At 34.4% G+C, this 16885-nt stretch carries 19 protein-coding genes; 18 read left to right on the top strand and 1 reads right to left on the bottom strand.

All coding sequences use genetic code 11. The features are described 5' to 3' along the window. Positions 1-61: 61 nt before the first annotated feature. From moaA to yqeC, 14 genes are all read left to right on the top strand, one after another. Complete coding sequence (moaA, locus tag H8909_RS00300) at positions 62-1006, top strand: GTP 3',8-cyclase MoaA (protein ID WP_187011466.1); 945 nt, start codon at positions 62-64, stop codon at positions 1004-1006. Position 1007: 1 nt separating this feature from the next. Then, the gene (moaC, locus tag H8909_RS00295; RefSeq protein WP_187011465.1) at positions 1008-1487 is read left to right on the top strand and encodes a cyclic pyranopterin monophosphate synthase MoaC; all 480 of its coding nucleotides are present in this window, start codon (positions 1008-1010) and stop codon (positions 1485-1487) included. Next, positions 1472-2413: an MOSC domain-containing protein gene (locus H8909_RS00290; protein ID WP_187011464.1), complete on the top strand. Its 942-nt coding sequence runs from the start codon at positions 1472-1474 to the stop codon at positions 2411-2413. The genes moaC and H8909_RS00290 overlap by 16 nt, the downstream gene beginning before the upstream one ends. After that, entirely contained in the window at positions 2403-3083 is a 681-nt protein-coding gene (gene modB / locus H8909_RS00285) for a molybdate ABC transporter permease subunit (RefSeq protein ID WP_202985876.1), read from the top strand. Before H8909_RS00290 ends, modB begins: the two co-directional genes overlap by 11 nt. 1 nt (position 3084) lies before the next feature. After that, positions 3085-3744 (top strand): sulfate/molybdate ABC transporter ATP-binding protein, encoded by a 660-nt coding sequence (locus H8909_RS00280; RefSeq protein ID WP_187011463.1) that lies wholly within the window; start codon positions 3085-3087, stop codon positions 3742-3744. Then, positions 3728-4507, top strand: coding sequence for a molybdate ABC transporter substrate-binding protein (gene modA, locus H8909_RS00275; RefSeq protein ID WP_187011462.1), 780 nt, complete (start codon positions 3728-3730; stop codon positions 4505-4507). Before H8909_RS00280 ends, modA begins: the two co-directional genes overlap by 17 nt. 87 nt (positions 4508-4594) lie before the next feature. Next, on the top strand, positions 4595-5614 hold the full coding sequence (locus H8909_RS00270) for a molybdopterin-binding protein (protein ID WP_187011461.1): 1020 nt from the start codon (positions 4595-4597) through the stop codon (positions 5612-5614). Between the two features lies 1 nt (position 5615). Beyond that, positions 5616-5969, top strand: coding sequence for a winged helix-turn-helix domain-containing protein (locus H8909_RS00265; RefSeq protein WP_187011460.1), 354 nt, complete (start codon positions 5616-5618; stop codon positions 5967-5969). Continuing rightward, positions 5956-6186, top strand: a complete 231-nt coding sequence (locus tag H8909_RS00260; protein WP_006504393.1) for a putative Se/S carrier protein — start codon at positions 5956-5958, stop codon at positions 6184-6186. Before H8909_RS00265 ends, H8909_RS00260 begins: the two co-directional genes overlap by 14 nt. After that, the gene (gene selD / locus H8909_RS00255) at positions 6186-7208 is read left to right on the top strand and encodes a selenide, water dikinase SelD (protein WP_187011459.1); all 1023 of its coding nucleotides are present in this window, start codon (positions 6186-6188) and stop codon (positions 7206-7208) included. The genes H8909_RS00260 and selD overlap by 1 nt, the downstream gene beginning before the upstream one ends. A 2-nt stretch (positions 7209-7210) precedes the next feature. Continuing rightward, entirely contained in the window at positions 7211-7792 is a 582-nt protein-coding gene (yedF, locus tag H8909_RS00250) for a sulfurtransferase-like selenium metabolism protein YedF (protein ID WP_022424566.1), read from the top strand. A 1-nt stretch (position 7793) separates the two neighbouring features. Next, positions 7794-8612, top strand: coding sequence for a selenium-dependent molybdenum cofactor biosynthesis protein YqeB (gene yqeB / locus H8909_RS00245; protein ID WP_187011458.1), 819 nt, complete (start codon positions 7794-7796; stop codon positions 8610-8612). Beyond that, positions 8599-9699 carry an aminotransferase class V-fold PLP-dependent enzyme gene (locus H8909_RS00240; RefSeq protein ID WP_187011457.1) on the top strand — a complete coding sequence of 367 codons (1101 nt, stop codon included), beginning with the start codon at positions 8599-8601 and terminating at the stop codon, positions 9697-9699. Before yqeB ends, H8909_RS00240 begins: the two co-directional genes overlap by 14 nt. Beyond that, positions 9696-11063, top strand: a complete 1368-nt coding sequence (gene yqeC, locus H8909_RS00235) for a selenium cofactor biosynthesis protein YqeC (RefSeq protein WP_187011456.1) — start codon at positions 9696-9698, stop codon at positions 11061-11063. The genes H8909_RS00240 and yqeC overlap by 4 nt, the downstream gene beginning before the upstream one ends. Here yqeC and H8909_RS00230 read toward each other — a convergent pair. Then, positions 11047-11298 (bottom strand): hypothetical protein, encoded by a 252-nt coding sequence (locus H8909_RS00230; protein ID WP_187011455.1) that lies wholly within the window; start codon positions 11296-11298, stop codon positions 11047-11049. The genes yqeC and H8909_RS00230 overlap by 17 nt on opposite strands. 226 nt (positions 11299-11524) lie before the next feature. Here H8909_RS00230 and H8909_RS13260 point away from each other — a divergent pair, with 226 nt between their 5' ends. From H8909_RS13260 to H8909_RS00215, 4 genes are all read left to right on the top strand, one after another. Then, positions 11525-11866 (top strand): MerR family DNA-binding transcriptional regulator, encoded by a 342-nt coding sequence (locus H8909_RS13260; protein WP_202985870.1) that lies wholly within the window; start codon positions 11525-11527, stop codon positions 11864-11866. 252 nt (positions 11867-12118) lie between these two features. Next, a complete protein-coding gene (locus H8909_RS13255; RefSeq protein ID WP_226793764.1) occupies positions 12119-12337 on the top strand; it encodes a helix-turn-helix domain-containing protein in 219 nt (72 codons plus the stop codon). Continuing rightward, the gene (locus tag H8909_RS00220; RefSeq protein ID WP_369409782.1) at positions 12338-13282 is read left to right on the top strand and encodes an RNA-guided endonuclease InsQ/TnpB family protein; all 945 of its coding nucleotides are present in this window, start codon (positions 12338-12340) and stop codon (positions 13280-13282) included. A gap of 194 nt (positions 13283-13476) precedes the next feature. Further along, a complete protein-coding gene (locus tag H8909_RS00215; RefSeq protein ID WP_187011454.1) occupies positions 13477-16596 on the top strand; it encodes an ABC transporter ATP-binding protein/permease in 3120 nt (1039 codons plus the stop codon). Positions 16597-16885: the final 289 nt, after the last annotated feature.

Below are 16885 nucleotides of genomic sequence, written 5' to 3'. Positions count from 1 at the left end.
TACATCATTGTACACTATGTATGGCGTTGTTCTCGAACGAGAATAACGGAAAGGAGTTTGTATGAAGGATTGTTATAACCGTACAATTGATTATATGAGAATATCTATTACAGATAGATGTAACTATCATTGTGTATATTGTAATCCAGATAAATTCAAATTTCTTTCACATAATGATATTTTACGCTATGAAGAAATACTAGATATATGCAGAGTGGCAGTAAAACTAGGTATAGTAAACTTCAAGGTGACTGGTGGAGAACCAACGGTAAGAAAAGGATATCTTTCTTTTTTAAGACAGCTCAAACAACTAGAGGGTGTGAGACAGGTAACTCTTACAACCAATGGCTTATTACTAGATGCACGTGCTATGGATGAATTAAAGGACATTGGGATTGATGGCATCAACTTCTCTATAGATACACTTGACTCAAAGAAATATGCTTCTATCTGTGGTAAGGATACACTTGATACAGTATTAAATAATCTTCTCTATGGTGTTTCTATTGGACTCAATATAAAAATCAATGCAGTCGTAGGACCACTTTTTACACAAAGTGATTTAGAAGGCTTGATTGATTTTTGTCAAGATTTACCAGTAAGTCTTCGTTTTATAGAACTCATGCCACTTGGTTCAAATAAAAGAGAAAATAGAATAGAAGAGGTACAGTCATATTTTGCATTACATTATAATATAGAAGAAATCACAGAAAGATTAGGCAATGGTCCTGCACATTATATAAGAATAAAGAATATGAAATGTGTCATTGGCTTTATTGAAGCCTTACATCATAAGTTCTGTCATGAATGTAATCGTGTGCGTTTGTCTAGTACAGGATCATTAAAATTATGCTTATTTCATAAGAATAGTATCGCATTAAAACCTTATATAGGTGACGAAATCAAACTAGAAGAAGTAATGAGAGATGCCATTTATATGAAGCCAGAACAGCACCATTTCGAAGATGAACAAAGTGGTACTGTGATGAATCAAATAGGAGGGTAATATGGAATTTACACATTTTGATGAAGATGGAAACGCCATTATGGTGGATGTATCTGATAAAGAGATTACAAAAAGAACAGCTTATGCAAGAGGGACTATTCAAGTCAATCATGAGATTATTGAGCATATTAAAAATAATACAATAGAAAAAGGAGATGTTCTTGGCGTGGCAAGAATTGCAGGTATTATGGCCGCAAAAAAGACAAGTGATATGATTCCTCTTTGTCATATATTAATGATTACTAATGTCACTGTTGATTTTGAAATAGATGAAGAAATCAATCAGATTCATGCCTTTGCGACAGTGAAATGTAAAGGGAAGACAGGGGTAGAAATGGAAGCATTACACGCAGTAAGTGTTACATTATTAACTATTTATGATATGTGTAAGGCAATTAGTAAAGAAATGGAAATTAAAAATATTCATTTATTAAAGAAAACAGGTGGAAAGAGCGGTGAATTCAATTGGCAGGAAAAATAGAAGCAATTTGTATTAGTGAGAAGAAGGGGACTGAAAAGAAACCTATACAAGAAACTAAAATAATAGAAGATTTTGGCTTAGAACATGATGCCCATGCAGGTAAATGGCATAGACAGGTCAGTTTATTACCTTATGAAGAAAGAGAAGACTTTAAAAGACGTGGTGGAGATGTTGAAGATGGCGCTTTTGGTGAGAACCTTCTTATTTCTGGTATTGATTTTAATGAACTTGTCGTAGGAAGCCATGTTCATATTGGTGAAGTGGATTTAGAAATCACCCAGAGAGGTAAAAGCTGTCATGCTCATTGTCGTATTTATCACCAGGTAGGTGAATGTATTATGCCTCGACTTGGTATTTTCGCAAGAGTCATTCATGGCGGAGTAATTCATTGCGATGATGAAGTGACTTATACACCTCCTACAGATTCACGTATACGTGTTGCTGTGCTTACTTTATCCGATAAAGGCAGTCAGGGACAAAGAGAGGATGAAAGTGGTCCTTATATTAAAAAATATATGGAAGAAAGAGGTTATCGTGTCACATCATTAGATATTCTTCCAGATAATCAGAAAATGATTGAACAGGCACTTATTAATTTAAGTGATCGTTGTGAGAATGATTTAATTTTGACTACAGGAGGTACAGGTTTGTCACTTAGAGATGTGACACCTGAAGCCACTTTAAAAGTGGCCACACGCCTTGTCCCAGGTATTTCTGAAGCGATTCGTTATGAATCTATGAAATATACGAATCGTGCGATGTTATCTCGTGGCGCGAGTGTGATAAGAAACAACACACTCATTATAAATCTTCCAGGAAGTGTCAAGGCAGTGAAGGAGAGTTTAGATATTATTATAGATCCTCTTCATCATGGCTTAGAAATCTTAAAAGGAGATGCACACGATTGTGCAAGAAATGATGATTGATTATTCACCTATATGGATCTCATTTAAATGCGCTGCTTTTTCTATCTTTATCACATTTTTTCTAGGACTTTTTGCAGCAAGATGGATGATGACACTTAAAAATAAAGTCATTCAACTCATCTTTGATGGAATCTTCACACTTCCACTTGTTTTACCACCAACAGTAATGGGTTTCTTCTTATTACTCATCTTTGGTGTCAATCAGCCGATTGGTTCATTTTTCTTAAATGTATTTGGTGTGCGTATCGCTTTTAGCTTTAGTGCCACAGTGATTGCGGCAGTCGTCATCTCTTTTCCCATCATGTATCGCTCTGCAAGAGGAGCTCTCGAACAGGTGGATACAGATTTAGTAGATGCTGCAAGAACACTTGGTATGAGTGAAACAAGTATCTTCTTCAAGGTACTCGTACCTAACGCTTTGCCAGGTATTATCAGTGGTGGTGTATTATCATTTGCGAGAGGTTTGGGAGAATTTGGTGCCACAGCGATGCTTGCAGGTAATATTGTTGGAAAAACACGAACACTGCCTTTAGCTGTTTATAGTGAAGTTGTCAGCAGTGATATGCATAGCGCATCTTTCTATGTTGTTGTTATTATCGCTATATGCTTTACGGCTGTAATATTACTGAATATTTATCAGTTATGGGAGAAGAAAAAGAGAGGTTATTAATATGTTTTTAGAAGTGGATATCTATAAAAAACTAAGTGAATTTGACTTAGATGTTCATTTTAAGATTGATGAAATATGCTTGGGTGTGATGGGGCCAAGTGGCAGTGGTAAAAGTATGACACTTAAATGTATTGCTGGTATAGAAACACCTGATTCAGGAAGAATTGTATTAGACGGAAGAGTACTCTATGATTCTAATCAACATATTAATTTATCACCTCAGGAAAGAAATATTGGATATATGTTTCAGAATTATGCATTATTTCCAAATATGACAGTTTATGACAATATTGCCTCACCTCTTGTAGCCCGCAGACTTGATAAGACTATAATTCATGATTCAGTGATTCGGCTGATGAAGGAGTTGCATATAGAAGGATTAGAAAAGCGTTATCCAAGACAGTTGTCAGGGGGACAGAAACAGCGTGTTGCCTTAGCTAGACTTCTTATTTATAACGCTGAGGCGATTCTTTTAGATGAACCATTCAGTGCTTTGGATGAAGATTTAAAAGGTGAACTCTTAAAAGAGATGAAGACGAAACTAGATGCTTACCATCGACCTGTTGTCTTTGTATCCCATAATAAGGATGAAATCAAAACTTTGAGTCATGAAATGTATATCATAAAAAAAGGAGAAATGATTCATGAAGAAATTAGTTAGTATCTTATGTGCTTTTGCGCTCGTATTCGGTTTAGCTGGATGTGGTCAAGAAAAGAAGCCTGAAAAGAAAGTTACTATTACTATTGCGGCTGCAGCCAGTCTGGAAAAGACTTTTGAAGAAACACTTATTCCTCGTTTTGAAAAGAAATATCCAAATGTGAACGTAAAGGGTGTTTATGACAGTAGTGGTAAATTACAGATTCAGATTGAACAGGGATTAGATGCTGATGTATTCTTTAGTGCAGCCACTAAACAGATGGATAGCTTAGTTGATGAAAAACTTGTTGATTCTAAGAGTGTTGTAAATTTATTAGAAAATAAACTTGTATTAATCAAAGGGAAAGATACAAAAACTGCTGTAAAAGGTATTTCAAACATCACTGATGCGAAGATGATTGCGGTAGGTGATCCTGAAGTAGTACCTGCAGGTCAATATGCGAAAATTGCACTTACTAACGCAAATACTTGGGATGCAATCCAGAATAAGATTTCTTTTGGTGGTAATGTCACTGAAGTATTAAGCTGGGTAGAAAGTGGTAGTGCTGAAGTAGGTTTAGTTTATTCTACAGATGCAGCCAGCAGTTCTAAAGTAACAGTACTTGAAAAAGTTAACAACAATCTATTAGATACACCTGTTATTTATCCAGTAGGACGTGTAACTAAAACTAAACATAAAGAACAAGCAAATAACTTAATCAAGTTCTTACAGACTAAAGAATCGAAAGAAACATTCAAGAAGAGTGGTTTTACTATTTGTAAGTAGACTAGAGGAGGGGATTTCCCTCCTTTTTTGCAAGTATTGACACATTAGATAATAAGAAATAAACTTTAACTATTAGGAGGACAAACCATGAAACAAATCAAGACAGAAGATGCAGTAGGGGCAGTGTTATGTCATGATATTACTGAAATTGTGAGAGGCGTAAGAAAAGGCGCACGCTTTAGAAAAGGTCATATCGTAAAAGAAGAAGATATTCCTGTATTGTTATCTTTAGGGAAAGAAAACCTCTATGTATGGGAAAATGATGAGACAATGATGCATGAAAATGAAGCAGCAGAAGTATTATGTAAGTTGTGTCAAAATGATCATATGTCTACAACAGAAATTAAAGAAGGTAAAATAGAATTAATAAGCACCATTGATGGCTTATTTAAAGTGAATAGAGAAAAGTTATTAGAAGTGAATCGTATGGGTGAAATGATGATTGCAACAAGAAATGGAAATACAGTTGTTCATTCTGGTGATCATTTAGCAGGTATGCGTATTATTCCGTTAGTTATAAAAAAAGAAAAGATGGAAGAAGCATCAAAAATCACTGATACACCAATACTTGAAGTAAAGCCTTTTGTATTTAAGAAAGCAGCGGTTATTACTACAGGAAGCGAAGTCTATAAGGGACGTATTAAAGATACATTTACTCCTGTTATTATTGATAAATTAAAAGAATACAATGTAGAAGTTGTATTCCATAAATTATGTCCAGATGATCCAGATATGGTGACAAGTGCTATACAAAAAGCACTTGACATGCATGTAGATATGATAATCTGTACGGGTGGTATGAGCGTTGATCCAGATGATAAGACGCCACTTGCAATCAAAAATACAGGGGCCAATATTATTAGCTATGGTTCACCTGTTTTACCAGGTGCGATGTTCTTATTGTCATATAAGGGAGATACACCAATTGTTGGTTTACCAGGATGTGTGATGTATGCAAAAAGAACAGTTTTTGATTTAGTTCTTCCTCGACTTGTTGCCAATGATCCAATCACTGCTGATGAACTTGCAATGCTTGGTGAAGGTGGTTTATGTTTAAATTGTCCACAATGTACATTCCCAAATTGTGGTTTTGGAAAGGGCTGGTAGGATGACATATCATAATCCTGAAAAATTTGATTTTAGAGTCAGACTCTTTAATGAAGAACCCTGTTTTGGAAAAGGTGTCTCACAGTTACTACATTTATGTGATGAGTATGGCTCTTTAAGTAAGGCATGTGAGGTTATGGGGATGTCCCATTCTAAAGCATGGAAGATATTAAAGAGAGCTGAAGAAGATCTAGATATGAAGTTATTAGAACGTGTATCTGGAGGAAGTAATGGAGGAGGAAGTGTTTTAAGCGAAGAAGGAAAGACATTATTAAAGAAATATGATGAATTCCAGAAAAGAATAAAAGACTTCGCAGATGAAACATTTCAAGAACTATTTAATGAAGAAAGATAAATATTTGATTATTGCGTTTGATTCTACAAGCCATGCACTAGACTTAGAGGATAAAGCAAAAAATAAGATGCAGGGAAGACTAATTCCTCTTCCAAGAGAAATAGAAGCAGGTTGTGGTCTCTGTTTTGCCTCTTTAGAATTAGACCAAGAGAAATGGCATAGATTCTTAGAAGAAGAACATGTACAATATGCTTATATGAAAGAGGTGATTTTCTGATGAGTGAGAAGATTTACTGTCAGGGTGGAGGATGCAGCGCAAAGCTTGGCGCAAAGAAGCTCTCTCGTATCCTTGAGAAGATTGATAAGTATGAAGACCCAGACTTGTTAGTAGGCTTTGATAGTCATGATGATGCATCTGTATTAAAGATAACGGAAGATAAAGGAATTGTCTCTACATTGGATTTCTTTCCTCCAATGGTAGAAGATCCTTATCTTTATGGTCAGATTGCAGCTACTAATGCATTAAGTGATGTTTATGCTATGGGCGGTGTGCCTAGAACCGCTTTAAATATTGTTTGTTTCCCAGATGAAGAAGATTTAAATATATTAGGAAGAATTATTGAAGGTGGGAATGATAAGTTAAAAGAAGCTCATGTCACACTATCTGGAGGGCATTCTATTAGAGATACATCTATTAAGTACGGCTTAAGCGTAACTGGTATTGTGGATGTTGATTCTATTAAGACAAACAATAATGCCCAGACGGGAGATGTACTTATACTTACTAAGAAATTAGGCGTAGGTATGACACTCAATGCGATGCGTATGAAAGACGCTGCGCCAGAAGTATTAGATGATGTTTTTAAGAGTATGACAACACTTAATAAGTATGCTGCAGAACTACTGAAGCCATATGATGTTCATGCACTGACTGATGTCACAGGTTTTGGTTTAATGGTTCATTTAAATGAGATGTTAGATCATAAAAAGAGTGTACTGCTTTATGGGAATAATATTCCTTATTTTAGAGATTGTCCCTATTATGTAGATGAATTCTATTTAAGTGGAGCTGCTCAGACAAATAGAAATAGTGTAGAAAAAGAAGTTGTTTTTGAGAAGGAAAACTTCTTCTTAGAAGAAATTATGTATGATCCTCAGACAAGTGGGGGATTACTTGCGAGTGTTGCGAAAAAAGACTTAGATGACATACTTGATGCATTTAAAGAAGCAGGAAGAGAATGTTATGTCATTGGAGAAGTTGTTGATTTAAAAGATAAAAGTATATATGTAGGAGAATAAACATGAGAAAGTTAGATGCAAGAGGATTAGAATGTCCATTACCAGTTGTAAAGACTAAGGAATTATTAAAGGAAAGTAGTGAAGCTGTAGAAGTATTAGTAGATAATGAAACAGCTGTAGAAAACTTAAAGAAGTTTGCGAAAGTAAAAGGTTATAATGCCGTAAGTAGTAAAGTCAACGAAGATTATACTGTAGTCATCAGCTCAGGTGAACAGGTTGTAGAAGAAGAGAAGGCTGACAATATCTTGAAAGGACAGATTGTTGTAATAAGCAGTGATAGTTTGGGAAGTGACAAGGAATTAGGTAAAATCTTAATGAAATCTTTCATTTTTGCGCTTACTAAGCAGGATGCCTTCCCAGAAACAATTATTTTCTATAATGAAGGTGTTAAGATTACTACTCAGGAAAGTGATACAGTGAAAGATTTATTATTCTTAGATTCTGAAGGTGTAGAAATTGTGAACTGTGGAACATGCTTAGACTTCTTTAAGTTAAAGGATGATTTAAAAGTGGGCAGCATTACAAATATGTATGATATTGTAGAAAGAATGGAAAAGGCTGAAAAAGTCATCAAGCCTAACTAATATGAATAATCTTGTAGTAGTAAGAGGTGGCGGTGATATTGCGACTGGCACTATTTATAAGCTTGCCCGCTGTGGGTTTCATGTGCTTGTATTAGAGATTGCCCATCCAAGTGCGATTAGACGCAATGTTGCATACTCTGAAGCAGTATATGATGGTCATAAGGAAGTAGAAGGTATTGAATGCGTACTGATTCATTCACTTAATGAATTAGGATCTGTATTTAAAGAAAATAAGATTGCGATGATGGTGGATCCTGAAGGGAGTTCTATTGATATCTTAAAGCCAGAAATTGTGATTGATGCGATACTTGCGAAAAAGAATATGGGTACTTCAAGAAATATGGCGCCTATCACGATAGGTTTAGGTCCTGGATTTAATGCAGGAAAAGATGTAGATATCGTGATTGAAACAATGCGAGGACATCGCTTAGGCCGCTTGATTGAAGAAGGATCAGCAATGAAAAATACAGGGATTCCTGGACTGATTAAAGGATACGGGAAAGAACGTGTCATTCATGCAGAAGTAGAAGGTACTGTTCATCAGGTAAAGAAGATTACGGATACAGTTGAAAAAGGAGATGTGCTTGCTTATATAGAAAACAAGGAAGGACAGCATCCTGTATATGCTTCTATGTCAGGGTTACTTAGAGGTTTGATTCGTGAAGGTTATTATGTCACAAAGGGATTCAAGATGGCAGATATTGATCCTCGTTTAGATGAATATGAGAACTGCTTCACTATTTCAGATAAAGCAAGATGTATTGCAGGTGGTGTATTAGAAGCTATCTTCTATTTAAGAGGGCAGCATGATTTATCTTGATCAAGGGGCAACAAGTTTTCCTAAACTGCCCTCTGTTAAACAAGCAGTAATGGATGCACTTGACCACAATATGAACGCTCAAAGAAGTACAGGTGCTTTTAAGACAGATCGTCTTTTATATTCTACCCGTAAATTTATTGCACAGTATTTTAATCTTCCTTATTTTGATCATGTGATTTTTAATAGTGGTAATACAGAAAGCTTGAATACATGTTTAAAAGGAATCTTATCAAAAGATGATCATGTCATTACGACTTATGCGGAACATAATTCTGTCTTAAGACCACTTCGTCAAATAGGAGTTGATTTAACTGTTACAGCACCTTATAAGGAAGATATTCTTAAAGAAATAAGAGAAGACACAAAGATGATTGTAATGACGCATAGTTCTAATGTGACAGGAGAACTCTATGATATAGATGCCATTGGTCAAATAGCCTATGAAAATCATATCTTATTTGTGGTTGATAGTGCACAAAGTGCAGGTCATATCTCTATTGATATGCAAAAATCTCATATTGATTTGCTTACTTTTAGTGGTCATAAGGGATTACTAGGAATGAGCGGTGTAGGAGGAATCTGTGTCAATACAGATATATTCATTCAACCACTTAAGACAGGTGGGACAGGCATTGATTCCTTTAATAAAAAACAGCCTGATAGTTATCCAGAACACTTAGAAGCAGGTACTTTGAATATACCTGGTATTGCCTCTTTAAATGCAGGTATGACTTATTTATTAGAACATCAAAAAGAGATAGAAGAAAAAGAAAAACAGCTTTTTGATGCTTTATATGAAGGTATGAAACATATTAACGGAATCACATTCTATTGTGATTATGATACCTGTAGCCATACACCTATCATTGCCTTTAATCTTGAAGATTATGATTCATCTAAGATCAGTGATGTCTTAAGTTATAAATATGATATCATTACACGCTGTGGTGCCCATTGTGCACCACTGATGCATACACATCTTAATACAGTAGAAAGAGGTATTGTACGCTTCAGCTTATCATTTATGAATAGTATGGAAGAAGTCAATACTGTTATTGATGTCTTAAAGGAGATGAGTGAGGAATGATCATTAGTATTATTGGGTCAGGTGGAAAAACAACACGTATGAAGGAACTACTTTTTAAGTATAAGGAAGAAGGAAAAACAGTTCTTATGACGACTTCTACACATATGCGTATAGAAGAAGATACTTTAGTTGATCCTACTTATGAAGAAATTCATGAAGAAATAAAAAACAAAGGCTATGCCTTTGCAGGAAACCGTTTTGATGAATCTAAGATCAAGGCTTTAGATCAGGATTTACTCAATCAATTAAAAAAAGAAGTAGATGTCATTTTAATTGAAGCAGATGGTTCAAGAGGATTCCCTCTTAAAGTACCAGCTGATTATGAACCTGTTATTGATGAAGATACTGATGAAATTATTTTGATTACTTCTATGAAAGGATTAGGAAAACGAGTCAAGGATGTTGTACATCGTTATGAATTATTAGACCTTGATCCAGATAGAATAGTAGATGGTGCGCTTATTCAATATCTTGTGAGATATTATTTAAAGAGATATCCTGATGCAGTTATTGAAGTCAAGCAACCTGAAGGACTTTATCAAAGAGCTTTAGCTTCTTTAATAGAACACAACGTAGATGTGACATGTATACAAAAAGAGTGGTTCATGCCCCAGCCAAAATTAGTATTACTAGGTGCAGGACATGTCTCACAATATGTAGAAAAAACAGCGCATCTATTAGATTTTTATACAATAGTCATTGATAATCGTGAAGAATTTGCGAATAAAAATATCTTTACAGAAGCCCAGGAAGTGCATTGTGTCAATTATGAGGAAGCAGAACAGTATTTTCCAAAAGAAGAGAATACGTGTTATGTTATTGTGACAAGAGGTCATAAGGATGACAAGGTTTGTCTTAAAAAGGCCCTTGATCAAACAGCGCTCTACATAGGGATGATTGGAAGCAAAGGCAAAGTGAAAAAGACTATGGATGCCTTAATAGACGAAGGTTATGATGAAGATCTATTAAAACAAGTTCATGCACCTATTGGTCTTCCTATCAATTCACAAACACCTGCAGAAATTGCGATAAGTATTATGGCTGAAATTATACAGATTAAAAATACGCATCAATACTCTACAATGACAAGTGATCTCTATCATACAAAAGAAAAAGGTACTCTTTGTATCATTACATCCAAAGAAGGGTCTGCACCTCGAGGAGTAGGAAGCATGATGCTTGTCACTGATGATCACATCATTGAGACAATTGGTGGAGGACGTGTCGAATACCAGACAATATGTGACGCTAGAAATGAAGAAGGTATACGTTCTCATCACTATGAACTAAGTAATAAAGAAGGTGCAACACTAGGTATGATCTGTGGTGGTCGTAACGATGTATTATTTATTCCATTAAAGTAGAAAGCGTACAGGGTTGATCAGTTTGTATCACAATACTATTTGATAAAATATCATCATAAAGTAATATACGATTGTTAGAAAACATATAACGTTGAACACGTGACTTATCAAAATCTACAATCAGTTGATCAATAAAAGAAGGATGAAGTTTATTTTCTATAGAATGACATATTTTTAGAAAAATATCGCTTGATTCTTCTTTTTTTATTTTATAAACATATAAATAAGATCTCATAATTCTCACCTCTATAACTATTATATATATTTATAAAATAAAATGCGTTATGTATCCCTTCGACAACTCCTTGAATGAGGCGCTTATTTAAAATATGTGAAAATTTAGTGAAACATCTTTGTTTTTACACATAATATATTATGTTATGATAGAAAAAAAGGAGAAAATCTAAGTAACTGAATATGTTGACTATTGTGTTTGAATGTGCTTATAGAGGAACGTTAAAATGAACACATCAAATATCAAAAATTATAAGCCAAAAGATTTTGCCAAACTTTTAGGTGTTTCTGTTAAGACATTACAACGTTGGAACAGAGAAGGTACTTTAAAGGCAAACCGAACTCTAACTAATAGGCGTTATTACACATATGATCAGTATCTACAATTCAAAGGTATGAATATTGAAAATGATAAACGTCAGGTGGTTATTTATGCCATAGTGTCTACAAAGAATCAAAAAGATGATTTACAAAATCAAGTTGCATTTTTAAGACATTTTTGCAATGCGAAAGGAATTATTCTAGAGCAGTGTATTGAAGGTTATGGAAACCGTGTAACGATTTATTAGATGAAGTAATGGAACGGAAAATCAAAGCCACAATTTGAATCCCCACAAACCATAGGCTAGTGAAAATTAAATTTCATAAGCACCTATTAAACGGCGTTCTCGAAGCTGAACCTAATACATGAATTTTCCAGTTGTTCTATAATTAGATTAGAAATCAGATGGAGAACTCATGCAGGATATTGTTTCAATACTCCATGTGTTCTCATGCAGGCTGCAAAGGGCTTCGTAAGTATAAAAAACAGATAGAAAGGGATGAGGAAATTGCTGAAGAGCTTCAAGACGGAAATAAATCCGACAGAGGAGCAGAAAGTAAAGATTCGTAAAACAATAGGTACTTGCAGATTTATCTATAACTTCTATCTTGCTCATAATAAGGAACTTCATGAAAGTGGCAAAAAGTTTATGAGCAGCAGCCAGTTTAGAGTATGGCTCAACAATGAATATCTTCCGAACCATCCAGAATATTCCTGAATCAAGGAGGCTTATTCAAAATCGGTAACACAGGCAGTAAATAACGGACAGACCGCATTTACAAGATTCTTTAATCATAAGAGCGACTTTCCAAAATTTAAGAAGAAAGGCAGATCTGATGTGAAAATGTATTTTGTAAGGAATAATCCAAAAGATTGCCACTGTGAAAGACACAGAATCAAGATTCCGTCACTTGGCTGGGTACGCATCAAAGAGAAAGGATATATCCCCACTACAAAAGATGGAAACGTAATTAAGAGCGGTCATGTCTCAATAAAAGCTGACAGATACTATGTTTCAGTTCTTATAGAAATCCCAGACAAAACGACAGCCAATAATTCCAGTGAAGGAATTGGCATTGACCTTGGATTAAAGGACTTTGCGATTGTTTCTAATGGAAAGACTTATAAGAATATCAATAAATCTGCAAAATTAAAGAAGCTTGAAAAAAAGCTTGCTCGAGAACAGAGAAGTCTTTCTCGAAAATATGAAAATCTAAAGAAAGGAGGGTCCACTCAAAAAAGAAATATACAAAAACAAAGGCTTAAGATACAGAAGCTTCATCATAGAATTGACAATATTCGTACTGATTACATCAATAAGACAATCGCAGAGATAGTGAAAACCAAGCCATCTTATATAACGATTGAAGATCTAAACGTATCAGGAATGATGAAGAACAAGCATCTTTCAAAGGCAGTTGCTTCGCAGAAGTTTTATGAATTTAAAACAAAGCTTCAAGCTAAATGCAAGGAGAACGGAATTGAACTTCGAATAGTAGATAGATGGTTCCCATCATCTAAAACATGTCACTGCTGCAAGAGTATCAAGAAAGATTTAAAGCTTTCAGATAGACTTTTCAGATGTGACTGTGGCTATATCGAAGATAGAGATTTCAATGCTGCACTAAACCTGAGAGATGCTACGACTTACGAAGTTGCATAAATGAACGCAAACGTAGGTATGTACCGAAGGCTATTTCGGGAATTTACGACTATGGAGTGTACATGAACTTGTGAGTAGATATGATTTCGGTCAATCGAAAGCATACACAATAAAATAGTAAGTAATGTTCGTGAGAACTTACATTATCTCTATGTGAGTATATTTAATCACATTTTGAGTGGCAGTTGAGAAGAATGCTTACAATTAAGGATTTATGCAAACAATATCATACAGGTGAACTCACTCAGACAGCTCTTGATCATGTGTCTTTATGTTTAAGAGATAATGAATTTGTCGCAATATTAGGACCATCTGGTTCAGGAAAAACAACTTTATTAAATGTGATTGGCGGCTTAGATCAATATGATTCAGGAGATCTTATCATCAATGGTATTTCCACAAAACAATATAAGGATAAGGACTGGGATTCTTATCGAAATCATACAATAGGTTTTATTTTTCAAAGCTATAATTTGATTCCACATCAGACAATTCTTGCGAATGTAGAACTCGCTCTCACAATTTCAGGTGTTTCTAGAGAAGAAAGAACACGTCGTGCACAAGAGGCACTTAGTCAGGTAGGACTTAAAGAACAGTTTCATAAACTACCAAGTCAGTTATCTGGTGGACAGATGCAAAGAGTGGCTATTGCCCGTGCATTAGTGAATGATCCAGATATTTTACTTGCGGATGAACCAACAGGGGCACTAGATAGTGAAACAAGTATACAAGTTATGGACTTGCTTAAACAGGTTGCGAAAGAAAAACTTGTAGTCATGGTCACTCATAACCCAGAACTTGCACATATGTATGCTAATCGTATTGTGAATCTAAAGGATGGTGTGATAGTCTCTGATTCTAACCCAGTATCATTTAAAGAAGAAAAGCCTGTTCATAAAAATTTGGGAAAGACATCTATGAATTTCCTAACCGCATTAATGCTTAGTTTTAATAACCTTAAGACAAAAAAAGCTCGTACAATATTGACATCATTTGCTGGCTCTATTGGTATTATTGGAATTGCACTTATTCTATCTATTTCCACTGGTGTCAATGCCTATATCTCATCCATTGAAAAAGAGACGTTATCAGAATATCCTCTTTCTATTCAATCTACAGGAATTGATATGAGTGCGATGATGGGCGAACCAGTCAAGAAAAACAACAGTGAAGTCAAGGTTGTGGATATGATGGAGAATATGTTCTCTAAGATCGGTTCTAATGATTTAAAGAACTTAAAAGCGTATATAGAGGAACATAAAGAAATTAATCAATATGCCCGTGCTGTAGAATATGATTATGGTATCTCACCACAGATTTATGCAAATGATCAATATGGAATCAGACAAGTGAATCCTGATGCCACAATGAAAAAACTTGGCATGGGAACAAGCAGTAATTCTATGATGAGTAGTATGATGAATACGAATGTTTTCTATTCTCTTCCATCTCATGCCTCTTTATATGATGATCAATATGATGTAAAAGCGGGTCACTGGCCTAAAAATAAAAATGAATGTGTATTGGTACTCTCTAAAAAAGGTGGTATCAGTGATTTTATGCTGTATACATTGGGTTTAAGAGACCCAGCACAATTAGATCAGATGTTAAAAGCTTTTAGTGAAGAGAAAAATATTAAAGTCACAACAGGCAAACAAGGATATCGTTATAATGATCTATTAGGTATTACTTTTAAAGTAGTGAATGCATCCTCTTATTATCAATATGATGATACATATAAGGTATATAAAGATAAAAGTAATGATACAAACTATATCAATTCACTTGTACAAAATGGCAGTGATTTAAAAATTGTTGGTGTTGTGCAGCCTAAAGAATCGACTAACGCTTCTATGCTTGCTATGGGGATTTATTATCCTTACTCACTTGCCACTTCTACTATTAAAGATGCGAGTAATAGCCAGATAGTAAAAGCACAGCTAGAAAATAAAAATATAAATGTGATTACTGGACAATCTTTTAATGATCAGTCTCAAAAATCATTTGATTTATCATCTATGTTTCAAGTAGATAATAATGCACTAAAGAATGCATTTCAGTTTGATACAAGTAAGATAAATATGTCCATGCCACAAATTGATATGTCTAGTATTTTAAGTCAGATAATAATTGATATATCTCAAAATGATGCATCATTATTTATGTCCACGCTTACTTCAGGCTATAACGATTATTTAAAGGAACATCCTTTAAAAGAAACAGAAAATTTAAATGAGGTGGTTCAAAAATATCTTCAATCCAAAAGAGCATCAGATATTATTAAGAAAGGTATTGATGATGCAATTAAAGAAAATGGTGAAATAAAGATCACTGAAGAACAGATGCAGAAGATTATGAAGAATGTAGCGGATGACTTTAGTGATTATGCAAAAGAAGATATCAATTCATTTACATTAGGATTGCAGAATAGTATGATGAACTATCTCAATTCACAGGATTCTAAGCAGGTCATCAATCAGTTTATTAATAAAGTTATCAAAGATAATCATCTAGAAGAACAGTTGAATACTATTATGGCAGGATATATGCAAAATGTCACAAAACAATTGTCTACCTCTTTATCTCAGGCATTTACTTTTAATCCTGATATCTTTAAACAGGCCATTAAAATGAATAGAGATAGTACGGATATGACTGAGCTTATGAAATCAATGATGAATACAGAACAAACAAGCTACGATAACAATCTAAAGAAATTTGGCTATTGTGACTTTGATAATCCAAACAGTATTAGTATTTTTCCACAGAATTTTGAAAAGAAACAGTCTGTTTTGAATTATTTGGATCATTACAATGAGAAGATGAAAAAGATAGATGAAGATAAGGTGATTACTTATACAGATGTTGTAGGTACACTTATGTCTTCTGTGACTGATATTGTTGATGTAATCAGTTATGTGCTTATTGCCTTTGTTGGTATTTCTTTAGTTGTTTCTTCAATTATGATTGGTGTAATTACTTATATTAGTGTATTAGAAAGAAAAAAGGAAATTGGTATACTACGTGCAATAGGTGCTTCTAAGCACAATATTTCACAGGTCTTTAATGCAGAAACATTTATTATCGGTTTATTATCAGGACTTATGGGGATTGGTATTACCTTGCTTCTATTGATTCCAACTAATATAATTATACATAACGTTTCCAATCAGACCTCTATCAATGCGATGCTGCCAGTAAGTGGCGCAGTTGTTCTTATATTATTAAGTATTGGTCTTACATTACTAGGTGGATTAATTCCATCACGTAAAGCTGCAAAAGAGGATCCTGTCAAAGCATTACGTACAGATTAAAGAAGTAAATGATGCCAAAGAACGTCATTGAAGAAATCTATTCATCCCATGATCATTTCTTTGACTTAGAAAAAATACGAAATATTTCATGTATCATACAAGTGAAGCTTCTGTTTTTTGTTTTTATATGGCCGTTGTTCTCATGTGATTGCCATTGCAGTAATAGAAATACTCTATCTTTGAAGGAAGAGGCACATTAAAAGAGCGCTAAACATGAAGATTTGATTGCAGGAGATAAGATATAAGGTATGCAGGTGATGTATACCTTTTTATTTATCACAAACAATAA

The sequence above is a fragment of the Catenibacterium faecis genome (assembly GCF_014306455.1).
In the GTDB taxonomy this organism is placed as follows: Bacteria; Bacillota_I; Bacilli_A; order Erysipelotrichales; family Coprobacillaceae; genus Catenibacterium; species Catenibacterium mitsuoka_A.
The sequence above is the reverse complement of the archived record's forward strand: the minus strand, read 5'-3'. Positions and strand labels throughout refer to the sequence as shown.

What these genes read in the sequence shown, in the direction of transcription:
- moaA (WP_187011466.1), top strand. Translation starts at nt 62, where the DNA reads ATGAAGGATTGTTATAACCGTACAATTGATTATATGAGAATATCTATT.
- moaC (WP_187011465.1), top strand. Translation starts at nt 1,008, where the DNA reads ATGGAATTTACACATTTTGATGAAGATGGAAACGCCATTATGGTGGAT.
- modB (WP_202985876.1), top strand. Translation starts at nt 2,403, where the DNA reads ATGATGATTGATTATTCACCTATATGGATCTCATTTAAATGCGCTGCT.
- H8909_RS00280 (WP_187011463.1), top strand. Translation starts at nt 3,085, where the DNA reads ATGTTTTTAGAAGTGGATATCTATAAAAAACTAAGTGAATTTGACTTA.
- modA (WP_187011462.1), top strand. Translation starts at nt 3,728, where the DNA reads ATGAAGAAATTAGTTAGTATCTTATGTGCTTTTGCGCTCGTATTCGGT.
- H8909_RS00270 (WP_187011461.1), top strand. Translation starts at nt 4,595, where the DNA reads ATGAAACAAATCAAGACAGAAGATGCAGTAGGGGCAGTGTTATGTCAT.
- H8909_RS00265 (WP_187011460.1), top strand. Translation starts at nt 5,616, where the DNA reads ATGACATATCATAATCCTGAAAAATTTGATTTTAGAGTCAGACTCTTT.
- H8909_RS00260 (WP_006504393.1), top strand. Translation starts at nt 5,956, where the DNA reads ATGAAGAAAGATAAATATTTGATTATTGCGTTTGATTCTACAAGCCAT.
- selD (WP_187011459.1), top strand. Translation starts at nt 6,186, where the DNA reads ATGAGTGAGAAGATTTACTGTCAGGGTGGAGGATGCAGCGCAAAGCTT.
- yedF (WP_022424566.1), top strand. Translation starts at nt 7,211, where the DNA reads ATGAGAAAGTTAGATGCAAGAGGATTAGAATGTCCATTACCAGTTGTA.
- yqeB (WP_187011458.1), top strand. Translation starts at nt 7,794, where the DNA reads ATGAATAATCTTGTAGTAGTAAGAGGTGGCGGTGATATTGCGACTGGC.
- H8909_RS00240 (WP_187011457.1), top strand. Translation starts at nt 8,599, where the DNA reads ATGATTTATCTTGATCAAGGGGCAACAAGTTTTCCTAAACTGCCCTCT.
- yqeC (WP_187011456.1), top strand. Translation starts at nt 9,696, where the DNA reads ATGATCATTAGTATTATTGGGTCAGGTGGAAAAACAACACGTATGAAG.
- H8909_RS00230 (WP_187011455.1), bottom strand. Translation starts at nt 11,298, where the DNA reads ATGAGATCTTATTTATATGTTTATAAAATAAAAAAAGAAGAATCAAGC.
- H8909_RS13260 (WP_202985870.1), top strand. Translation starts at nt 11,525, where the DNA reads ATGAACACATCAAATATCAAAAATTATAAGCCAAAAGATTTTGCCAAA.
- H8909_RS13255 (WP_226793764.1), top strand. Translation starts at nt 12,119, where the DNA reads ATGAGGAAATTGCTGAAGAGCTTCAAGACGGAAATAAATCCGACAGAG.
- H8909_RS00215 (WP_187011454.1), top strand. Translation starts at nt 13,477, where the DNA reads ATGCTTACAATTAAGGATTTATGCAAACAATATCATACAGGTGAACTC.